Raw genomic sequence first — 21783 nt, forward strand, 5'->3', positions numbered from 1 at the left:
GCCCATCCTGCCGGCGAGGGCGCCATGACTTCCATCTTTTCCCTGTCGGGGCGCACGGCGCTGGTGACCGGCGGCGCCGCGGGCCTGGGCTTCGAGATAGCCCGAGGCCTGGCGCAAGCTGGCGCGCGCGTGGTGCTGAACGGGCGCCGCGCGGAACCGCTCGCCGCCGCCCGTGCCGCCTTGCTGGCGGACCACATCCCCCCTGACCTCGTGCAGATCGCCGCCTTCGACATCTGCGACGAGGCGGCGGTGGCCCGCTTTGTGGCCGAGGGACCGATGGTCCACATCCTCATCAACAATGTGGGCCTCAGGGACCGCAGGCCCCTGTCCGATCTCGACGGCTCCGCCTTCCGCGCCATGCTGGAGGCCAATCTGGTGGCGCCGGCGCTTCTCGCCCGCGCGCTCGGCCCCGCCATGGCGCAGGCGGGATATGGGCGGATCGTCAACATCACGTCCATTGCCGGCCCCATCGCGCGGGCGGGGGATGCCGCCTACACGGCCGCGAAAGGTGGGCTCTCCGCTTTGACCCACGCTTTGGCGGCGGAGCTTGGAGCCTCCGGCATTACCGTGAACGCCATCGCGCCAGGTTTCTTTGCCACCGAGCCCAATGCCGCCATGGTCGCCGATCCTGAAATCGGCGCCTGGCTGGAGCGCCGCACCTCGCTTGGGCGCTGGGGCCGGCCGGAGGAAATCGCCGGGGCGGCTGTCTTCCTGGCGTCGCCAGCCGCGAGCTATGTGACGGGCCACACGCTCAGCGTCGATGGCGGTTATCTGGCTCATTTCTAAAGCGGTTCAGGGACTTGAGCATGAGATGGCCGGTCAGATCGGTCGCTTCGGCACAGGTGGCGAGGTTTCATGATACAGGTCATGGTCAGGCCTTGGCGACGGACGGCCCCGGGGCCTGCCGGGCAGACCCCCGGCGTCAGGCCGGGGGGCAGGAGGATTGGTGTGGTTCGGGGCGTTGAGCGAAAGCCATTGTAACGCCGTTGCTTTCTCACATATCCATGAAGGGGACGCAGGCTTGGGGGCGCCGGTGAAGGACACGCGGCTCAATCCGTGGACGGGCGAGTTCCTCTCCGAGGAGGAGGAGCTGTCCTATCGGGCCGCCTGCGCGCCCGAGGTGGAGCGCCAGGCCCGGCTGCTTTTCCTTCTGAGCATCGCCCTGAATGCCATCTTCCTGGTGACCGACTGGCAGCTGGCCATGCCGGGGCTTGGCACATCCGCTTTCGGGCCGTCTTCCCTCGCCACCTCGATTCTGTGCCGCGTGGGCCTCATGGGGGTGGCGCTGGCGGGGATCGTCGCGCTGCGCCTGCGGTGGGGCCATCGGCATGTGGAAGGCGTGCTCATCGCCTGGCAGTGGCTGAGCGCGCTTGGCGGCGCGCTCCTCTTGCGCCCCGGCACGGACATTTCGCTGTTCGTGGTGCTGGCCTTGCCCACCATCTATTATTTGGCGGTCCCCGTCCCTTTCCGCTGGTGCGTCATCAATGGGGTGGGCGCCTCGCTGCTGCTTCTGGCCGCCGCCATCGGGCTGCCCCCCGTGGGGGGGCGGGGCCTGGGTCTCCTGGTCGCGGTCCTGGCACTTAATGTGGGCCTGGCCCTGGCGGTCCAGCGCATGAATCGGCAGGCCCGCCTCGCCAGCACCGCGCTGGCCGCCGAGAGGGAGGCACGCGAAACCCTTCTGCAGAGCCAGCACCTCCTGGAACACACGTTCGCCGCCGTCCCCATCCCGCTGCTGATCACCGAAATCGAGAGCGGTCGCATCCTGCGCTACAACGAAGCTGGTGTCCGCTATTTCGGTGGCGATCCGGAGACGTTCGGCATCTCCTCGGTCACCCAGATCTATGCCGACCCCCGGGTCCGGCGGGCGTTCCTCGATCGCATCTCGAAGACCGGCCGCATCACCAATTTCGAGACCAAGATCCGCCTCGCCCATGGCGAGATCCGCTCGGTTCTGCTGGCGGCCGCTTTTTCCGAGATGGAAGGCCGCGCCTGCCTCATTTCGGGCGTGGTGGACATCACCGACCGGCTGGCGGCGGAGCAGAAGATCCGTTTCGCCGCCACCCATGATTCCCTCACCGGCCTGATGAATCGCTCCGCCTTCCTCACCCTGTTGGAAGCGGTGCTGGGCCAATCCGGGTCCAGTCCCGCCAGCGCAGCCCTTCTCATGGTGGACCTCGACGGCCTGAAGGACGTGAACGACACGCTGGGCCATGATGCCGGCGACATGCTGCTGGTGGAGACCGCCCGCCGGCTTGAGCGCCTGACCAAGGATGTGGGGCGGGTGGCCCGGCTCGGCGGCGACGAATTCGTGGTGCTGCTGCCGTCCCAGTCGTCGGTTCAGCCCGCCATGGATCTGGCCAGTGCGATCCTTGGCGAGTTCCGCACCCCCCTGGCGCTCGGTGAGCGGCACATGACCAGCCGCGCCAGCATCGGCATCGCGCTCAGCCCTGCGCCCGGTTATGCGGCGGGGGAGCTGATGAAGGACGCGGACCTTGCCCTCTATGCCGCCAAGGCCCAGGGCCGGAACCGGGCGGTGACCTATTCCCCCGCCATGCGCCGCTCCATGAACGAGCGCATCCTGCTGAGCCGGGAGCTGGCGCGGGCCGTCGCGAACGATCTCATCGTGCCCTACTACCAGCCGAAATTCTCGCTTGCCACCGGCCGGCTGGTGGGGCTGGAGGCGCTCATGCGCTGGCAGCAGGGACCGGGCCTGGTGGCGGGGCCGGACCGGTTCGCCCTCGCCTTCGAGGATGCCGAGCTGGCGCTGGCCATGGGAGACGCCATGCTGCGCGCCATTGCGGTGGATGCGCGGACCTGGCTCTCGCGCGGCCTGTCCTTCGGGCGCATCGCCTTCAACCTCGCTCCCGCCCAGTTCACCCAGCCGCGCCTGGCGGGCCAGCTTCTGGCCATCCTTGGGCAGGAGGGGGTGGAGCCCAACCATTTCGACGTGGAAGTGACCGAGACGGTGGTCATGGGCAAGGATGCGGACTTCGTGGCGCCGATCCTGGACGAGCTTTATGCCGCCGGCATGCGCATCGCGCTCGACGACTTCGGCACCGGCTATGCGGCGCTGAGCCATCTCAAGCAATTCCCCATCGACGCCCTGAAGATCGATCGCAGCTTCGTGGCCGATATCGAGACCGACACGTTCGACGCCGCCATCGTGTGCGCGGTGATCGAGCTCGGCCGCAATCTCGGCCTCAGGGTCATCGCCGAAGGGGTGGAAACGGTGGGGCAAGCGCGGTTCCTGAAGGACCGCGGCTGCGAATATGCCCAGGGCTATCTCTATGCCCGGCCCATGCCCGCGCCCCTGTTCGCGGATTTCCTTGCCGCCGAGCGGCACGGCCGCGCCAGCGAGCGGCTCGCCCGCCTTGGCGCATAGCGCGCCCCGCTTCGCCCGGAAAGGCGCGGGGGCGACGGCTCCCTCGCGCCTCAGTGGTGCAGGATCTGGCCGAGGAAGGTGCGGGTGCGCTCGTTCTTCGGATTGGCGAAGAACACGTCGGGCGCGCCCTCCTCCACGATCTCGCCCTTGTCCATGAAGATGACCCGGTCCGCCACCTGCCGGGCAAAGCCCATTTCGTGGGTGACGCAGATCATGGTCATCCCCTCGCTGGCCAGCGAGATCATGGTGTCCAGCACCTCCTTGACCATTTCCGGGTCCAGAGCGGAGGTGGGCTCGTCGAACAGCATGATCTTCGGCGTCATGCACAAAGCCCGCGCGATGGCGACCCGCTGCTGCTGCCCGCCGGAGAGCTGGCCGGGATATTTGTTGGCCTGCTCGGGGATTCGCACCCGCTCCAGATAGGTCATCGCCACCGCCTCGGCCTCGGCCTGGGACATGCCGCGCACCTTGCGGGGGGCGAGCGTGCAGTTCTGGAGCACGGTCAAATGCGGGAACAGGTTGAAGGACTGGAACACCATGCCCACTTCGCTGCGCACCTTGTCGAGGTTGCGCGTGGAGGAGCCCACTTCCACCCCGCCCACCTCGATGCGCCCACCTTGGTGATGCTCCAGCGCGTTGATGCAGCGGATGAGCGTGGACTTGCCGGAACCGGAGGGCCCGCACACCACGATGCGTTCGCCGAGGCGGACCGTGAGGTTGATGTTCCGCAGCGCGTGATAGGTGCCGTAATGCTTCTCGACGCCGTCCATGCGGATCATGACCGGCGCCTCGCCGGCGGCGGCGCGCGGGGCTTCGGGCGCGGAGGTCGGAGGGGTGGTCATGGGCGGTCTCCCGGCGGCGGCAAAAGGGATCAGCAACGGATGAGGGGCCGCGGGCGCAAGGCCCGCGGCCGTTTGGTCATCAGAAGGTGGGCAGGGTCGGAAGGGGGGTCTTGAACCACTTCTGATTGATGGCGTCGAGTTCGCCATTGTTCTTCACGAAATACAGGAAGGTGTTGATCCACTGGAGGAAATCCGTGGAGCCACGGCGCACGGTGATGCCGTTATACTGGCTGCGCAGCACCAGCTTGCGCTCAATCCCCATGTCCGGATAGGTGCTGGCGAGCTGGGCCCCCACAATGTTGTTGGCGCCGAGCAGGTCCACCTGGCCGGAGATGAAGGCCTGGGCGGCGGTGGCGTCATCGTCGAAGCGCATGATGGTCGCGCCCTTGGGCACCGAGGCGGTGAGCGCGGTGTCCTGGGTGGAGGCGCGGGCGACGCCGATCTTCTTGCCGGCGGTCTGCTCGATGGCGGAGACGTCCAGCTTCTTGGGGCCGATCAGCTGGATCTCGATGGCCGAATAGGGGATCGAGAACTGCACCTGCTTGGCGCGCTCCGGCGTGATGCCGAAGGTGGCCACCAGCACGTCCACCTTGTTGGTGAGCAGATAGGGAATGCGGTTCGGGCCGGTGACCGGGACGATATCCACCTCGACGCCGAGATACTTGCCCATGAGCTTGGCCACGTCGGCATCATAGCCTTCCGGCTTGCCCTCGGTGTTGAGGAGGCCGAAGGGCGGCAGGTCCACCAGCATGCCCACCGACAGCTTCTTCTTGGAGATGATGTCGTCGAGGGACTGGGCGGCGGCGGGGCCGTTGGCCAGGCTGAGTGCGCCGGCGGCAAGCGCCGCGACGCCGAGCGCGGCGAAGGTGCGCCGCGTGAGGGTGGCGAGGGACTTCAGGGACATCTGCTTTCCTCCGATTGGCCCTTGGCGGGCGGTGCTTTCACGGGTCCGGGGCCGTCTCAGCGCGAGACGGTGCCGAATTTCTTTTCCAGGTGGCGGGAATAGAGGGAGAGCGGCCAGCACAGCAGGAAGTAGATGCCGGCCACGATGCCGAACACCAGGAAGGGGCTGAACGTGGCGTTGTTGACGATCTGCCCGGCGCGGGTCAGCTCCACGAAGCCGATGATGGAGGCGAGCGACGTGCTCTTCATCAGCAGCACCAGGAAGCCCACGGTGGGCGCCACCGCGATCTTGGCGGCCTGGGGCAGGATCACCTCCTTCAGGCGGGTGAAATAATGCAGGCCGAGCGCGGTGGAGGCCTCCCACTGGCCCTTGGGCACCGCCTGGATGCAGCCGCGCCAGATCTCGCCCAGGAACGCGGAGGCATTCAGCGTCAGGCCGATGGCGGCAGCCAGAAGCGGGTCCACGGCGGCACCCAGGAGCGTGATGCCGAAGAAGACCAGGAAGAGCTGCATCAGCAGCGGCGTGCCCTGGAACAGCTGGATATAGGCGATGGCGATGGCCCGCAGCCATGGCCAGGGGGAGGTGCGCGCCAGGGCGACGCCGATGCCGCCGATCGCCCCGCCCACGAAGGCGATGGCCGAGAGCAGCAGCGTCCAGCGCACCGCCATGAGCAGGAAGATGAATTCAGCGGAGGTGAAGGGACGGATCATGGTTTCCTCCTCACCGGGCCGCGTCGGTGCGCGCGAACACCATCTTGTAGATGAGTGCGAAGGCACCGGAGAACATGAGGGACATGGCGAGATACATGGCGGTGACCACGATGTAGATCTCGAACGAGCGGAAGGTCTGGGACTGAAGATTGTTGGCAATCGCCGTCAATTCTTCCGCCGAGATGGCCGAGACCACGCTGGAGGTCAGCATCAACAGGATGAACTGGCTGGTGAGCGCCGGATAGATGGCTTTCAGCGCCGGGAAGATGACCACATAGGAGAAGACCTGGAGCGGCTTCAGCCCCAAGGCGAGCCCCGCCTCGATCTGCCCCTTATGGATGGTCTCGATGCCCGCCCGCACGATCTCGGTGGCATAGGCGCCCACATTGACCACCATGGCGAGGAGCGCCGCCTCATTGGCATCGAGCCGGATGCCGACCCGCGGCAGGCCGAAGAAGATGAGGAAGATCTGCACCAGGAAGGGCGTGTTGCGGATCACCTCCACATAGACGTCCACCAGCCAGCGCACCGGGCGGGGGCCGGCGGTCTTGCCGAGCGCGCAGACGATGGCCACCACGAGGCCGATGCCCATGGCCATGGCGGACAGGCGGATGGTGAGCCAGGCGCCGAGGAGAAGCTCGGGCCAATAATTGAAGACTTCGCCGAACTGGAACACATAGGTCATGGCCGAGAGCGGTCCTTGGCGCTTTCCGTGCTGCGGCCTTTTCCGTTTCCCTTGCCGGTGGCGCGGGGAGCGGGGCGGGACGGGGCGTGGGAGAGGGACGGGGCGGCACGCGCCCCGCAGGACTGGCGGATGATGAGCCGCGGGGGGACGATGATCTCTTCGCTGGGCAGGTCCGGCGCCGCCACACGGCGCAGCAGCAGGCGCGCCGCCTCCCGGCCCACGAGGCGCGGATCGGTGGTGAAGGTGGTGAGCGCGGGGCGATGAAGGGCGGCCTCGGTGACGTCGTCGCAGCCCACCACCGCCACGTCGACGCCGGGCTCGAGGCCCCGTTCGGTCAAGGCGAGCATGACGCCCAGCGCCACGATGTCGTTGTAGCAGACCACGGCGGTGGGGTGATCGGGGCCGGCGAACAGGTCGCGGGCCACCGCATAGCCCGACAGGCGGTCCAGCACCGCGCAGGGCACGATGGGGCCGGCCTTCAGCTTGTGTCGCTTCAGCGCCCGGCGGAAGCCGGCAAGGCGCTCGGAGAGCGGCGCGATGCGGCGCACGCCGCCGATGAAGCCGATATGGGTATGACCGAGGCCGATCAGGTGCTCGGTCACCATCTCCATGCCGGCGGCATAATCGGGGCCCACATAATCGCCCTGGAAGCCATCCACCCGCCGCTGCGCCATGACGCAGGGCAGACCGGCGCAATGGGCCTCCTCCAGCACCTCGGCGGTGGTGTTTTCCGCAGGCACCAGGATGAGGCCGTCGACACCGTGCTCCTGCATGCGGACCAGCACCCGGCGCTGGCGGTTCGCGTCCTCGGCGGTGTTGGTGATGAAGGCCACATAGCCTTCCGCGTCCAGCACCTCGTCGATGCCGGCGGTGAGCTGGGAATAATTGGGGGTGATGATTTCGCACAGGACGAGGCCGAGCGTGCAGGAGGCACCCGAGCGCAGGTTCGCCGCACGGCGATTATAGACATAGCCGAGCTCGGCCATGGCCGCGTCCACCTTGCGGCGGGTCTCGTCCTTCACCAGCGGACTCTTGCGCAGGACCAGCGAAACGGTGGCGCGGGAGACGCCCGCAAAGGCGGCGATGTCATTGAGCGTGACGCGCGGGGGATGGCCGCCGGGGCCGGCGCGCAAGACCGTCGCTCCACCCACCGGATCGTGTGTGGCGGGCGCAGGCAAGGCATTGGTCGTGCTACGCTTTTTGGGCGGCACGGGCGGCTCCTCGGTCGGGTTTCCGAACGCCGCGTTGTTCTGTTCTGGTGCGGCGGGACCGTCTTTAGGAAGGCCGGCCGGGGTCGTCAACGGAAAAATTAGATCGATCTAAAGCAGGGCAGGGCGATCCGGTCACGCTGCGATGCGGGAAGTGTTCGAAAAGGCGTAGGAATTGCCTAATTTAAAGCGGGTTGACATTTTTAAGGGGGCGCAGGGCTGGTTTCCCGCGCTCAGGGCGCCGACGGATCGGCCGCGAATCCGCCATTCCTTGGATCGATCCATACGGTGAGCCCCGCCTTCGGCCACCTGCGAAAAAGCCGCGCGCCCAGACAGCTCGCCCATGCCGCTCGCCAAGGTCGCTCGCCCAGGTCGCTTGCGGCCAGGCGGCGTCAATTCCCGTGGGACCCCGCCTTTCGGCGCAAGGTCGCGGGCCGGCGTCTTGGGGGGCGAGAAGGCGGACCGCTGCCGCCCTCTCGCGTCGGCCCAAGGCCCAAGGGGACGGGATTCAGCCCGCCCGGCCGGTCACATAAGCCCGCCAGCCGCCAAGCGCCGTGATCTCCAGCGCGCCATCCACGGCATAGGCTTCGCACAGGAAGCCGGGCACTTGCGTCCCGTCTTCCAAGGTCAGCTTGCCGATGCCAAGCGGCGCCGGGATGCGCTCAACGAAGCGGCCGAAGGCATCCGGCGGCAGGGCCCACACCTCCACGTCGAGGCCAGGCCCGGAAAAGCCCGGCGTGCGCACGAGGCCGGGCTTGGGCGGAGTGGTGTCGGGCAGCACATAGAGCCGGTAGTCCGGCGCCGTGCGGCAGCGGCGCAGCAGTTCGCCGCCCGATCCCGTCAGTTCGCCATTGAGCGGCATGCCGGTCAGATGGGCGCCCACCACCGCGAGGGGCAGGCGATCGGCCGTTTGGGTGTGCGTCGTCGCGCTCATGCCAGACCCTCCAGGACAGCGACCACGTCGCCTGTGCGCACGGTGCGGCCGGGCTGGATGCGGATGTCCCGCACGCGGCCCGGTGCATGGGCGGTGATGGAGATTTCCATTTTCATGGATTCGATGATCGCCAGCGTCTGCCCCGCCGCCACGGCGGCGCCGGGCTCCACCAGCACTTTCCACACATTGCCGGGCACATTGGCGCTGACCCCGAAGCAGCCCTCGGGGATCTCGCCCTTCTCTCCGCCCAGCACGCCTTCGTCGGCCACGAAGCTGTCGAGCCCCTGCTCCTTCCAATGGGCGCGCTCCGCATCGAAGGCCGCTTGCTGGCGGGTCTTGAAGGCGGAGATGTCGCCGGCATTGGCGGCCAGCATGGCGGCATAGTCGCCATAGGAGAAGGCGGTCTCCTCGATGGAGACCGGATAGGCCCCATGGGGGAAGGCGGCGCGGGCCTCCTTCAATTCCCGATGGTCCACGGGGAAGAAGCGGATCTGGTCGAAGAAGCGCAGCAGCCAGGGGGTGCCCGGCGCGAACTCCCGCGTCGCCCGCCAGGTGTTCCAGACCTGGATGGTGCGGCCGAACAGCTGGTAGCCGCCCGGCCCCTCCATGCCGTAGATGCACATATAGGCGCCGCCGATGCCCACCGCGTTTTCCGGGGTCCAGGTGCGGGCCGGATTGTACTTGGTGGTCACCAGTCGATGGCGCGGGTCCACGGGGGTGGCGACCGGCGCGCCGAGATACACATCGCCGAGGCCCAGCACCAGATAGGCGGCGTCGAACACCACCTTGCGCACCGCCGCCTCGTCCTCCAGCCCGTTGATGCGGCGGATGAACTCGATGTTGGAGGGGCACCAGGGCGCATTGGGGCGCACCAGCTCCTGATACTTGCGCATGGCCAGCTGCGCGTCCTCGTCATTCCAGGACAGGGGCAGGTGCACGATGCGGCTCGGCACCACCACGTCCTCGGCGCGGGGCAGGGACCGCTCGATTTCGTCCAGAAGCCCGATGAGCCGGGTGCGCGTCATGGCGCGGCCGTCATAATGGAGCTGGAGCGAGCGGATGCCGGGCGTGAGGTCGATCAGGCCCGGCACCTTCTCCCGCGCCACCGCCTCCGCCAGCAGATGGGCGCGCAGGCGAAGGGCGATGTCCAGCTTCATGTCGCCGAACTCGACCAGCAAATTGTCGTCGCCCTGCCGGCGATAGACCACCTCCACAGGCCCGTCGGTGCGGCGCGCGAGGATGGGCGAGCCCACCTCTTCGCCCGCCCGCTTCACCGCCGGCCCGGCCACGGGATCGTCGCGACGGGGGAGGGGATGGAAGCGGACCCGGTCGCCGGGCTTCAGCTGGCCCATCTTCCATTGCTCGTCCCGGGCAATCACCGCCGGGCAGACGAAGCCGCCCAGCGAGGGGCCGTCCGGGCCGAGGATTATGGGCATGTCGCCGGTAAAGTCGATGGCGCCCACCGCATAGGCATTGTCATGGAGGTTGGAGGGGTGGAGCCCCGCCTCCCCGCCATCGGTCCGCGCCCAGCGGGGCGTCGGGCCGATGAGACGCACACCCGTGCGGGCACTGTTGAAATGCACCTCGTAGGCGGCGCTGAAGAGGTCGTCGATGTCTTCGTCCTGGAAGAAGTCCGGGGCGCCGTGGGGGCCGTAGAGGACGCCGATCTCCCAGTCCGATGTCAGCGCCGCCGCCGGCGACGCCACCGTCGCAGGCAGAGGCGGCCGGCGGCTCTCCGCCACCAGATGGAGGACGTCACCGCCCTTCAGCGTGCCGGTGGCGTGGCCGCCAAACTGGCCCAGCGCAAAGGTGGCGCGCGAGCCTAGCACTTCCGGCACGTCGAAGCCGCCGCGCACCGCGAGATAGGTGCGCTGGCCCGGCCCTGAGATGGCACCCACCGCCAGCACCTGCCCCGCTTTCACCGGGAAGGCGGCATCATGGGGCACGGGCACGCCATCGAGGGTCGCCGGCATATGTGCGCCCGCCAGCGCCACGTCCGCGCCCGTGTGGAAGCGCAAGGTGGGGCCGTTGACGGTCAGTTCCAGCGCCGGCAGCGTCTCGCCATTGCCAACCAATGCATTGGCGCGGGCGAAGGAGCGCGGGTCCATGGGGCCGGAGGGCGGCACGCCCACATGCCAGAGGGTGAGCCGCCCCGGCAATTCCTGGATGGAGGATTGGGCGCCGGGGGTGAGCACCTCGATGCTTTCGGGCGCGAAGGCAAAATCCTTCAGCGCGGTGGTGGCCACATCGCCGGAGGCGAGCAGGTCCGAGGCGGCAATGGCTTTCAGATAGGCCAGATTCGTCTCGATGCCGCAGACGGAGGTCGCCTCCAGCGCCGCCTTGAGGGCCGCGATCGCGGCCGGCCGGTCGGTGCCGGAAACGATGATCTTGGCCAGCATCGGGTCGTAGAAGGGGGTGACCTCCGTGCCCGTCTCCACCCAGGTGTCGATGCGCGCCGCGTCGGGGAAACGCACCTGCGTCAGGAGGCCGGCGCTCGGCTGGAAATTGGCGTGGGGGATCTCCGCATAGAGGCGCACCTCCATGGCGGCGCCCTTGGGCACCAGCGGGGTGGCGGGGATCGCATCCTCTCCCGCCGCCTGCCGGATCATCCATTCCACGAGATCAATGCCGAACACCGCCTCGGTGACGGGATGCTCCACCTGGAGGCGGGTGTTCACCTCCAGGAAATAGAAATCGTCCCGCGCCGGATCATAGATGAACTCCACCGTGCCGGCGGAGGCATAGGACACCGCCTCCCCGAGCCGCACCGCCGCCGCATGGAGCCGGGCGCGGGTGGCGTCGGGCAGAAGGGGGGCGGGGGTCTCCTCCACCACCTTCTGGTTTCGCCGCTGGAGCGAGCAGTCGCGCTCGCCGAGCGCCACCACCCGGCCTTTGCCGTCGCCGAAAATCTGCACTTCCACATGCCGCGCCTTGGCGACGAAGCGCTCCAGATAGACGCGGGCATCGCCGAAGCTCGCCCGGGCCGTGCGCTGGACGCGGGCGAAGGTCTCGGCCAGCTCCTCCGGCGTGGCGCAGAGCTGCATGCCGATGCCGCCGCCGCCCGCCGTGCTCTTGAGCATCACCGGATAGGTGATGGCCTCGGCCCCCGCGAGGGCCGCCTCCACGTCCTCCAGCAGCCCGGTGCCCGGCAGAAGCGGCACGCCGCTTTGCTGCGCGATCTCACGGGCGGTGTGCTTGAGGCCGAAGGCGGTCAGGTGCGCGGGCTTGGGGCCGATGAAGGTGATGCCGGCCGCGGCGAGCTTCTCCGCGAAGCCCACATTCTCTGACAGGAAGCCATAGCCGGGATGCACCGCCTCCGCCCCCGTGGCGCGGCAGGCGGCGATCACTGCCTCCACGTCAAGATAGGACTGGGCGGCGGGCGCCGGGCCGAGGCGCACCGCCTCGTCCGCATCGAGCACGGGCCGCGTGAAGCGGTCCGCGTCGGAATAGACGGCGACGGATGAAATGCCCATCCGGCGCAAGGTTCGGGTGATCCGGCCGGCGATTTCGCCCCGGTTGGCAATCAGGACCTTCTTGAACATGGCTCAGCCCTTGTCCGCCGCAAACACCAGGACGCGGATGGGGGTGGGGTTGAAGCCATTGCAGGGATTGTTGATCTGCGGGCAGTTGGAGATGACGCACAAGACGTCCATCTCGGCTTTGAGCTCCACATAGTCGCCGGGCTTCGACACGCCGTCGACAATGGCGAGGTTCCCCGAGGACTCCACCGGGACATTCATGAAGAAGTTGATGTTCGGCACGATGTCCCGCTTGGACATGCCGTGCTTGGCCACCTCAATGGCGAAGTTTTCCCGGCAGGCATGGAGATAGCGGGTGTGCTGGCCGAAGCGCACCGTGTTGCTCTCGCACGAGCAGGCGCCCGCCGAGGTGTCGTGGCGCCCGCAGGTGTCGGCGGTCACGGTAAGCATGAGGCGGCCCTCATTGGATATGAGGCGGGTGCCGGTGCTCACATAGGCCGAGCCCTGGACCCGCAGCGTATCCTGGGAGGAATAGCGCTCGGCGAAATTGTCGGCGCGGTAGAACAGGGTGTCCACCGCCTGCTGGCCTTCCAGGTCGATGATGCGAATGGACTGGCCGCGCTTGACGAGGCCCGACCAGGGCGCCTCGGCGGGAATGTCATGCACCTGGACGGCATCCTTGGGATCGCGCACCGGGGCGGCGAAGAAGCCGGAGAGACGGTTCGACATGTTGGCCTCCTCAGCGCTTCAGGTTCTGGAAGCCGCGCCGGGCTTCGGGCGTGGCGGTGCGGCACAGATCGTCCGGGCCGGGCTTGTCGAGGGCGAAGCGGATCACTTCCACGGGCTTGGGGTCGTAGATGGGGTTGGGGTCCAGCGGATGGGGGCAGTTGGAGAGCGCGATCATCACCGGCATCTCGGCCCTCAGGTCCACGAAGTCGCCGGCCACGCGCGGCGTGCCCGCCCACACGAAGGTGCCGGCTTCGTCCGTGCGCACGGGAGCGAAGAAGGAGATGCACGGCGGCACGTCACGCTTTTCCAGGCCCAGCTTGAGGGCGGCGAGGGTGAAGTTGTCCCGCGTGTTGCGCAGCGTCTCCTTGCCATAGCGCTTGCGGTTGGAGGCTGGCGTCGAGCCCCCCATCAGCGCGTCATGGGCGCATGTGGTGTCCTCGGTGAGAGAGAACATCACCCGCCCCATGTCCGAGAACAGCACGCGCCCCTTGCCGAGCGCCGCGGTCCACTGGACCTTGATGGTGTCGGCATAGTTCAGCCGCTCGGACGTGTCGCCCGCGTTCCAGGCGATCATGGAGACGCAGCTCTCCCCTTCCAGGAGGGAGATGCGCAGCGTCTCGCCGGCTCTCAGGGTAGCGGTCCAGTACCAGCCGCCGGGAATGGTCTCCCGCCGGAGCTTTCCGGGGGGCAGCAGGGCGGTTCCCCGCTCGGTGGGTGGGGGAAGTTCCAGCGGGGCCTTGCCCTGGCCGGCGGCTTTGAGGGCCTCGTAATTGCGCCGGTTCTGCTCGATCCGGGCCAGGCTGTCTTCGCGCGCGGTCATGTCGTCTCTCCTCAGACCGTCATGAGCGCCGGGTCGTCCCGGCCATCGGTGAGAAGGGCAGTCGGGTCGTCCCGGTGCCCGTGGGGGGAAGGCTGGCCGGCGATGCGGCGGGGCCAGACCTCAATGTCGTGGGCGACGGTGGCCCCATAGCGGCCCTCTTCCTCGGGCCGGCGGCGCTTGCGCTCGAAGGCGATCACGCGGGTGGCCAGCGTGAAGGCCTCCTTCAAATCGTGGGTCACCATCACCACGCTCATCTCGCAAGAGTGCCACAGGCGCAGCATGAGGGCATGGATGTCGGCGCGGATGCCTGGGTCCAGGGCGCCGAAGGGCTCGTCCAGCAGCAGGATCTTGGGCTTGCGCATGATCGCCTGCGCCAATGCGAGGCGCTGCTGCATGCCGCCCGACAGGGCCGAGGGATACTTGTCCTCCGCGCCGGCCAGGCCAACCTCGGCGATGAGGGCGCGGGCTTCCTCCTGCGCCCGCCGCCGGGCGGCGCCGAACAGGCGGCCGGTGAAGGGCGCGGCAGGCAGTTCCGCCGCCAGCAGCACATTGCCCAGCACGGTCAGATGCGGGAACACCGAATAGCGCTGGAACACCACGCCCCGGTCGGCGCCCGGCTCGGGGGCGATGGGCTTGCCGTCGATGAGGATGGTGCCGCGGGTGGCGGTCTCTTCCGACAGCAGGATGCGCAGAAAGGTGGTCTTGCCGCAGCCGGAGGGGCCGACCAAAGCGATGAAGGAGCGGGGCGCGAAATCGAGGCTGATGTTTTCCAGCACGATCTGCTCGCCATATTCCTTCCAGAGATGCTCGACGCGGATGGCGGTCATTTCGCAGCTCCGAACCAGGGGAAGAGGCCGTCGCGCAGCCGCGCGAGGGCATAGTCCATGGCCACCGACAGGAGCGTGATCCAGGCGACGTAGGGCAGGATCACGTCCATGGCGAGATACCGGCGCACCAGGAAGATGCGGTAGCCGAGGCCCGAGTCAGCCGCGATGGCCTCGGCGGCGATGAGGAACAGGAAGGCCGGCCCCAGCGACAGGCGCAGCGCGTCGATGAGGCGGGGCAGGATCTGCGGCAGCACCATGCGCAAGGCGATCTGCCAGGTGGAGGCGCCCAGCGTCTGCGCCTTGATGAGCTGCTCGCGCGGCAGTTCCAGCACCCGCATGGCGAGGTCGCGGATGAGGAAGGGGGTGACGCCGATGGTGATCAGCGCCACCTTGGAGGCCTCGCCCAAGCCCATGACGATGAACAGGATGGGCAGGAGCGCCAGCGGCGGCACCATGGAGACCATGGCCACGAAGGGTGCGAGAAGCGCCCGCACCGCCGGCAGGAGCCCCACAGCCATGCCCACCACGAGGGCGATGGCGGTGGAGAGGGCGAGCGCCTCCCAGAGTCGGGAGAGGCTGGCCAGCGTATCGGACAGGAGCAGATAGTCCCCGGTGCGGGCATCGGCCACGAAGGCCACCCGCACCACCGCATCGCCCAGCGTGGCCAGGCTCGGCAGCAGCTTGTCGGCGGGGTTTTCCGCCAGCCGCGCCGCCGAGCCCAGCACATAGGCCAGCACCACCAGCACGAAGGGCAAGGCCGCCAGGATGACGCGCGTGCCGGCATCCGGCTTGGCGTTGATGAGGCGCATGGGGGTCTCCCGCTCCGGTCCGAAGGCGCGTCAGAGCTTGCCGTCGGCGGCGGCGGCCATGTAGGTGTCGGTGAAGCGGAACTTCACGTTCTTCGCATCCCCCAGCACCTTGCCGTCGGCCAGCTCGATGCCCACCGCGTCCGCCGACTTGGCGTTGTCGCCGAGCAGCTTCTTGGCGAACAGGAACTTGCGCACCCGGTCCATGGTGGTGCCCACGTCGCCGGACTTCACGAAGGCCACCGCCTCCGGCGCCTTGGCGAACAGCTTGGTGGCCGCGAGCTGGGAATCGAAGCCGGCGAGATCCGTGCCGGAGGCCTTGCCCATGGCGGTGCGGGCAGCGATGCCCTTCTCGCCGGGATCGGTCATGATGGCCATGGTCTCGTACCAGATGCCGGCCAGCGCCTTGCCGAAGTCCGGATTGTCCTTCAGCACGGCGGTGTTGGCGACCATCAGGTCCATGATCTCGCCGGGGATCTTGGAGCTGTCGAAGACGTTGTGGGCGCTCTTTTCCGTCAGGATTTCGGAGACCAGCGGGTTCCAGGTGACCACCGAGGTCACGGCCTTGGTCTTGTAGGCCGCCACCATGTCGGCGTCGGAGGTGTTGACCACCTTCACGTCGCGCTCGGACAGGTTGATGCTCTCCAGCGCCCGGGCCAGCAGATAGTGGGAGACCGAGAACTCCACCAGATTGACCTTCTGCCCCTTGATCTCGGAGAGCTTGGTCTTGTTCTTCAGGATCACGGCGTCATTGCCGTTGGAGAAGTCGCCCACGATGACGGCGGTGGTGTCGACGCCGCCGGCGGCCGGCACGGAGAGGGCATCCATGTTGGTCACCGTCAGCGCGTCGAAGGCGCCGGCGGTGTACTGGTTGATGCTCTCCACATAGTCGTTGAACTGGGTGACCTCGATGTTGAGGCCATACTTGTCCGCCCATTTCTTGACGATGCCCGTATCGGCGGCATAGCCCCAGGGCATCCAGCCCACATAGATGGACCAGGCCACCTTGAAGTCCTTCTTCGGGGCGGCAAGGGCCGGGGAGGCGCCGGCCAGGAGCGCGGCCGCGCCGGCCGCAAAGGCGAGCTTCGAAAGGCCGCGCCGGGTGACGGCAAGGCTGGGCAGGTTGAATTCGGAGAGGCTGAATTTGGAAAGGCTGAACACGGGAAGGCGTGAGCGCATAGATATTCCCCTTCGTTGTCTTCAAACGATGAGGAATTGGCGAGACTCCAGTGCCGCCAATTCCTTGGCCACCGAGGTCTCCCGGGCTTTTATCCCGCCGTGCGCCCGGCCGGATGTCTCCCGGACCGGCGGCAGCTCTCGGACCAGCGCACCCAAACGGTGCCGGAACCCTAGCCACCAACTCTGACCCCTTCAAAGCAAAGGGCGTGCCAGAAAAAGATCCTTTCGAATCAAGGGGCGATGTCGCAGCTCTCCCCGAAGAGTGGCCTGGATTCGATCAAGGTGCCGCGAAACTGGGCAGAATGGCGCACTCACTGTCGTCTTGCATGCAGAAGCCTTACGTCACCGCGTAAAACGCCGCCTGAAGCGCGAGGGGATCCCGCACCCCGTTCGCCAGCAGCAGCTGGAGCAGAACACGAGCCTTGGCGGGGTTGAGGAAATGGGCCGCGACAAAGCCGTGGCCGTCGTCGCTCACCTCGATATTGCGCAGCACCGGACCGGTCCCGACCCGGCTGGAGCGCACCACCGGGATGCCCGCCTGCACGGCCCGGCCCAGCGCCGCAATGGCCGCGCCGGACGCATTGCCGTCGCCGACGCCAGCCAGCACCAGCCCCCTGGCGCCACCCGCCACGGCGGCCTCGATCTCCAACCCATCCATGCCCGCATGGGCATAGGTGATGGCGACCCGCGGCAGCGGGGGCGCCGCGGGCAGGGCCAGCGCCAGCGAAGGCGGCACCGGGGGGGAGAAGAAGTGGACGCCATGTGGCGTCACATGGCCGAGGGGGCCGAAATTGGGTGAGACGAAGGTCTGCACGGCGGTGGTGCTGGTCTTGGTCACGTCGGCCGCGCCATGGATCGTGTCGTTGAGCACCACCAGCGCGCCCCGCCCGGCCGCCCGCGCATCGCTCGCCAGCTGAACAGCCGCGAAGAGGTTCATGGGGCCGTCGGCGCTGATGGCTGTGGAGGGTCGCATGGCGCCCACCACCACCAGCGGCTTGGCATGCGGCAGCACGAGATGGAGGAACAAAGCGGTCTCCTCCAGCGTGTCCGTCCCATGGGTGACCACGATGCCGTCCACGTCCTCATCCGCCTGCAGCGCCGCGATGCGCCGCGCCAAGGCGAACCAGACCTCGTCATTCATGTCCTGGCTGCCGATGGCCGCCACCTGCTGGGCGCTGATCCGGGCAAGACCCGCCACCTGCGGAACGGCGGCCAGCAACTGCTCCGGCGTCACCTGTCCCGCATTGTAGCCGCCCTCGGAGCGGGTATCGGCGGTTCCGGCAATGGTGCCGCCGGTGGCGAGTATGACAATATGGGTCACGGGCGCGGCTCCGGCAGGCGGGACAAGAGACAACAATAAGAGGCTGACCGAACATGCAATATGCGTCGCGTGTCCATCAAGCCGGGTGGCGCTGCGGCCTGCCCGCGCCCGCCAGCGCGTGTGAGGCGGGACTTGCGTGCGAGGCCGAGGCCGCATCCCCATGTGAGACGGCAAACAATGGCGCCCGCGGGAGGAGCCCCATCCATGTTTGATTCCATGAAAATCGAGCGCCACCTCACCAAGGAAGCGTTCAAGGAGATGGAGCCCAAGATCCGCGAGGGCCTTCTCGACCTGCAGTCCGAGCTGATCGCGCAGAAGAAGCGCTCCATCCTCATCCTGCTGAACGGCGCCGATGGCGCTGGCAAGGGTGCGGTGCTCAACCAGCTCTATGGCTGGCTCGACGCCCGCAAGCTGCGCACGCTGACCTATGGCGCGCCCACCGACGAGGAGCGGGCACGGCCCGCCATCTGGCGCTATTGGCGGGACATGCCGGCGGCCGGCGAAATCGGCATCGTGCTGGGGTCCTGGTATCACGCCGCCCTCGCCCGTCATGTGCTGGAAGCGCCCGATGGCGCCCGCTTCACCGAGACGCTCCATGCCATCAACCGGTTCGAGCAGATGCTGGCCTCCGAGGGCGTGATCGTCCTGAAGCTATGGCTCTATCTTGAACCCAAGGAGGCGCAGGAGCGCCTCAAGGCCTTGAATGAAGGTCCGGCGGACCGCCCGGTGGTGCGCGAATGGGATGAGGTGGCCAGCAAGAAGCTGCGGCGGCAATTGGAGGAATCCGCCACCGAGGCGTTCCGCATCACCTCCACGGTCGCCGCGCCCTGGGTGGTCATCTCCGCAGAGGACAAGCATTATCGGGATGCCATGGTGGGCTCGGTTCTGATGGATACGCTCGCCCGCGCCATCGCACCCGAGGCTCCGCCCGAGCCGCCACCCGTGCCGCTCAAGGCCACCGCGCCGCAATTGCCGGAGGTCAGCATCCTGTCCGCCCTGGATTTGACCAAGGCGTTGAGCGAGGACGAGTACAAGGTTCAGATCAAGGCCGAGCAGGTCCGCATCACTCGACTTGCTGCCTCCGATGCGTTCCGCAAGCGGGGCCTGGTCTGCGTGTTCGAAGGCTCGGATGCGGCCGGCAAGAGCTCCACCATCATGCGGCTGCGCGAGGCGCTGGACCCCCGCTGCTTCCGCGTGGTGCCCATCGGCGCACCCACCGACGAGGAACGGGCCCGGCCCTATCTGTGGCGGTTCTGGCGCCAGGTGCCGGCGCGCGGCCACACCACCATCTTCGACCGCTCCTGGTACGGCCGCGTGCTGGTTGAGCGGGTGGAGGGCCTGGCTTCGCCGGCGGCCTGGAACCGGGCCTATGGCGAGATCAATGATTTCGAGCGCCAGTTGCACGATGCCGGCTATGTGCTGGCCAAGTTCTGGCTCGCCATCAGCCCGGAGGAGCAGGCCCGCCGCTTCGAGGCGCGCGAGACCATCGCCTATAAGCGCTTCAAGCTGACGGAGGAGGACTGGCGGAACCGCGCCAAGTGGCCGCTTTATGAGCGCGCCGTCACCGACATGGTGGACCGGACCTCCACTTTTTTCGCACCCTGGACGTTGGTCGAGGCGGAAAACAAGCATTGGGGCCGGGTTAAGGTGCTACGCACCATCGCCGACCGGCTGGAGGAGGCGCTCGCCGAGGCGTGAGAGTCACTCCGCCCGGTTGCTGGCCCGGACCGCCGCCCAGAAGGCTTCGGCGGCTGGCGCGAGGCGGGCACGAGGGCGCAGCAGGCGCACCTCCATGGGCACGTCCCAGTCCGGTCCGCCGGCGCGGATCAGCCGCCCGCCGGGGGCAAGCTCCTCGGCGACGAGGCTCAGGGGGCACCAGGCAAGGCCCCGCCCCTCCAGCGCCATGGCCTTGAGCGCCACGGCGAGGTGCGAGGCGAACACCGGCTTCAGGGCGGCTAGCCGGCCGTCCCGGGCCCGGGCCGCTTCCAGAATGCGACCCATGCCCGACTGGGGGCTGTAGGTGAGCGCGGGAAGTGGGGCCTCCGCCGTGCCTGGCAGGGCAAAGAGCGGCGCGCCGCTGGCGTCCCGCGCGCTCACCGGGACGAGCACATCCGTGCCCAGGGGCATGGCGACGAAGTCCGGTTCGTCCAGGGATGGGGCGGCGGGGTGGTGGTGGCAGAGCAGGAACTGGCCGAGCCCGTCGCGCATCATGCGCTCGCAGGCCACCATGTGGTCGGCCAGCAACTGGATGGGGCCGCCGGCATGGTGGCCCTCCAGCCGTCCCAGCCAGGCGGGAAAGAAGGTCAGCGAAAGGGCATGGGTGGCGATGAAGCGCAGGCCCGCCTCGTCCTCGGCGGCGGCCTCGCGCGCCTCCTGCCGCCCCCGCTCCAGACGATGCAACACCTCGCGGGTGGCGGGCAGGAAGGCCTCGCCCGCCGGGGTCAAGGCAAGGCGGTGGCTGGCGCGATCCACCAGGGCGGCGCCCACCCAGCCCTCCAAGGCGCGGATGCGGCGGCTGAAGGCGGGCTGCGTGACGTTGCGCCGTTCGGCGGCCCGGGAAAAATTCAGGGTCTCCGCCAGGGCCAAGAAATCCTCCAGCCAGGCCGCTTCCATTCGTCCGATCCCCTGTCCTGTCCCTTGTCCATGCCGTCGTCACATGGATCGACGCCGCTTCGGCATTTGAGCCTTCCCGGTCCGGCCGTCTAGTGTCTGCGCCGACCCCCGCCGTTCGCCGGCGCAACAGGCCCAAGCCTTAAGGAAACCGCCCATGACGCAGTATCGCATCGCCGCCATCCCCGGAGACGGCATCGGCAAGGAAGTGGTGCCGGAGGGCATCAAGGTGCTGGATGCGGTGGGCCGGCGCTTCGGCCTGGCCTTCACATGGGATCAGTTCGACTGGAGTTGCGAATATTATGCCCGCCACGGCCGCATGATGCCGGAGGATGGCCTCGACCGGATCAAGGGTCACGACGCCATCTATCTGGGTGCTGTTGGCTTTCCCGGCGTGCCCGACCACGTGTCGCTGTGGGGGCTGCTCATCCCCATCCGCCGCCAGTTCCGCCAATATGTGGCGCTGCGCCCCGTGCGCCTGTTGCGCGGCATGACCAGCCCGCTCGCCGGCCGCACCGCCGCCGATATCGATTTCTTCGTGGTGCGCGAGAACAATGAGGGCGAATACTCGGAAGTGGGCGGACGCATGTTCCGTGGCACGGCCGACGAGATGGCCATGCAGGAATCCATCTTCACCCGCAAGGGCACCGACGCCATCCTGCGCTATGCCTTCGAGCTGGCCCGCACGCGGCCCAAGAAGCACGTGACCTCGGCCACCAAGTCCAACGGCATCGTCCACACCATGCCGTTCTGGGACGAGCGCTTCGCGGCCATGAAGGCTGAATATCCCGACATCCGGGCGGACCAGTATCACATCGACATCCTGGCGGCCCATTTCGTCATGAATCCCGACCGGTTCGACGTGGTGGTTGGCTCCAACCTGTTCGGCGACATCCTCTCCGACCTCGGCCCGGCGGTGGCCGGCTCCATCGGCATCGCGCCGGCGGGCAACATCAATCCGGAGCGGGACTTCCCCTCCATGTTCGAGCCGGTGCATGGCTCGGCGCCCGACATTGCCGGCCAGGGCATCGCCAATCCCATCGGGCAGATCTGGTCGGGGGCCATGATGCTGGAGCATCTGGGCCACAAGGATGCGGCGGACGCGGTGGTTGAGGCCATCGAGATCGTTTTGGCCGACCCCGCCGGTCGCACCCGGGACCTCGGCGGCACCGCCACCACGGTGGAATGCGGCACCGCCATTGCTGAGGCGGTGGCTGGCTGAGGCGCGCACCGGGCGGGTTCGCCCGGCCTGCCCTTTGACGCCGTGCCCGTTCGGGGCCACAAGGCGGTCGCGGCGCAGCCCCTCGCAGGAGGGAGCGCCGCGCCGTAGGGATCGAACGGGACCGC

17 protein-coding genes, 1 pseudogene and 1 riboswitch are annotated in these 21783 nt (G+C 68.0%); of the genes and pseudogenes, 4 read left to right on the plus strand and 14 right to left on the minus strand.

Translation table 11 applies throughout. The features are described from left to right. The first annotated feature begins 24 nt into the window (after positions 1 to 24). Together PV781_RS16020 and PV781_RS16025 are read left to right on the plus strand one after the other, a co-directional pair. On the plus strand, positions 25 to 786 hold the full coding sequence (locus PV781_RS16020; RefSeq protein ID WP_425532409.1) for an SDR family oxidoreductase: 762 nt from the start codon (positions 25 to 27) through the stop codon (positions 784 to 786). A 247-nt stretch (positions 787 to 1033) separates the two neighbouring features. Then, positions 1034 to 3382 (plus strand): putative bifunctional diguanylate cyclase/phosphodiesterase, encoded by a 2349-nt coding sequence (locus PV781_RS16025; RefSeq protein ID WP_274776632.1) that lies wholly within the window; start codon positions 1034 to 1036, stop codon positions 3380 to 3382. 50 nt (positions 3383 to 3432) lie between these two features. Here PV781_RS16025 and PV781_RS16030 read toward each other — a convergent pair whose 3' ends face one another. The 13 genes and pseudogenes from PV781_RS16030 to PV781_RS16090 form a co-directional block, all read right to left on the minus strand. Further along, on the minus strand, positions 3433 to 4161 hold the full coding sequence (locus PV781_RS16030; RefSeq protein WP_274776715.1) for an amino acid ABC transporter ATP-binding protein: 729 nt from the start codon (positions 4159 to 4161) through the stop codon (positions 3433 to 3435). A gap of 142 nt (positions 4162 to 4303) precedes the next feature. After that, on the minus strand, positions 4304 to 5128 hold the full coding sequence (locus PV781_RS16035) for a transporter substrate-binding domain-containing protein (protein ID WP_274776633.1): 825 nt from the start codon (positions 5126 to 5128) through the stop codon (positions 4304 to 4306). Between the two features lie 56 nt (positions 5129 to 5184). Beyond that, a complete protein-coding gene (locus PV781_RS16040) occupies positions 5185 to 5838 on the minus strand; it encodes an amino acid ABC transporter permease (protein ID WP_274776634.1) in 654 nt (217 codons plus the stop codon). Positions 5839 to 5848: 10 nt separating this feature from the next. Further along, entirely contained in the window at positions 5849 to 6523 is a 675-nt protein-coding gene (locus PV781_RS16045) for an amino acid ABC transporter permease (protein WP_274776635.1), read from the minus strand. Then, positions 6520 to 7734, minus strand: coding sequence for a LacI family DNA-binding transcriptional regulator (locus PV781_RS16050; protein ID WP_274776636.1), 1215 nt, complete (start codon positions 7732 to 7734; stop codon positions 6520 to 6522). Before PV781_RS16050 ends, PV781_RS16045 begins: the two co-directional genes overlap by 4 nt. A 505-nt stretch (positions 7735 to 8239) precedes the next feature. Next, a pseudogene (locus PV781_RS16055) lies at positions 8240 to 8629 on the minus strand (allophanate hydrolase-related protein); the annotation flags it as partial. Between the two features lie 32 nt (positions 8630 to 8661). Continuing rightward, positions 8662 to 12207: an urea carboxylase gene (gene uca, locus PV781_RS16060; RefSeq protein WP_274776637.1), complete on the minus strand. Its 3546-nt coding sequence runs from the start codon at positions 12205 to 12207 to the stop codon at positions 8662 to 8664. A 3-nt stretch (positions 12208 to 12210) separates the two neighbouring features. Continuing rightward, positions 12211 to 12873 carry an urea amidolyase associated protein UAAP2 gene (locus tag PV781_RS16065; RefSeq protein ID WP_274776638.1) on the minus strand — a complete coding sequence of 221 codons (663 nt, stop codon included), beginning with the start codon at positions 12871 to 12873 and terminating at the stop codon, positions 12211 to 12213. 10 nt (positions 12874 to 12883) lie between these two features. Then, a complete protein-coding gene (locus PV781_RS16070; RefSeq protein WP_274776639.1) occupies positions 12884 to 13693 on the minus strand; it encodes an urea amidolyase associated protein UAAP1 in 810 nt (269 codons plus the stop codon). An 11-nt stretch (positions 13694 to 13704) separates the two neighbouring features. Continuing rightward, the gene (locus PV781_RS16075) at positions 13705 to 14520 is read right to left on the minus strand and encodes an ABC transporter ATP-binding protein (protein ID WP_274776640.1); all 816 of its coding nucleotides are present in this window, start codon (positions 14518 to 14520) and stop codon (positions 13705 to 13707) included. Then, positions 14517 to 15329, minus strand: a complete 813-nt coding sequence (locus tag PV781_RS16080; protein WP_274776641.1) for an ABC transporter permease — start codon at positions 15327 to 15329, stop codon at positions 14517 to 14519. Before PV781_RS16080 ends, PV781_RS16075 begins: the two co-directional genes overlap by 4 nt. Before the next feature lie 30 nt (positions 15330 to 15359). Then, positions 15360 to 16505: a putative urea ABC transporter substrate-binding protein gene (locus PV781_RS16085; protein ID WP_274776642.1), complete on the minus strand. Its 1146-nt coding sequence runs from the start codon at positions 16503 to 16505 to the stop codon at positions 15360 to 15362. A 76-nt stretch (positions 16506 to 16581) separates the two neighbouring features. Further along, positions 16582 to 16690, minus strand: a riboswitch (guanidine-I (ykkC/yxkD leader). Between the two features lie 152 nt (positions 16691 to 16842). Further along, a complete protein-coding gene (locus PV781_RS16090) occupies positions 16843 to 17826 on the minus strand; it encodes an asparaginase (RefSeq protein WP_274776643.1) in 984 nt (327 codons plus the stop codon). Between the two features lie 204 nt (positions 17827 to 18030). Between PV781_RS16090 and pap the strand changes: the two genes are divergently transcribed. Then, the gene (gene pap, locus PV781_RS16095; RefSeq protein ID WP_274776644.1) at positions 18031 to 19524 is read left to right on the plus strand and encodes a polyphosphate:AMP phosphotransferase; all 1494 of its coding nucleotides are present in this window, start codon (positions 18031 to 18033) and stop codon (positions 19522 to 19524) included. Positions 19525 to 19527: 3 nt separating this feature from the next. Here pap and PV781_RS16100 read toward each other — a convergent pair whose 3' ends face one another. Then, a complete protein-coding gene (locus PV781_RS16100; protein ID WP_274776645.1) occupies positions 19528 to 20439 on the minus strand; it encodes a LysR substrate-binding domain-containing protein in 912 nt (303 codons plus the stop codon). A gap of 154 nt (positions 20440 to 20593) precedes the next feature. Between PV781_RS16100 and PV781_RS16105 the strand changes: the two genes are divergently transcribed. After that, complete coding sequence (locus PV781_RS16105; RefSeq protein ID WP_274776646.1) at positions 20594 to 21658, plus strand: tartrate dehydrogenase; 1065 nt, start codon at positions 20594 to 20596, stop codon at positions 21656 to 21658. Positions 21659 to 21783: the final 125 nt, after the last annotated feature.

Source organism: Aquabacter sediminis (assembly GCF_028863665.1).
Classification (GTDB): domain Bacteria; phylum Pseudomonadota; class Alphaproteobacteria; order Rhizobiales; family Xanthobacteraceae; genus L1I39.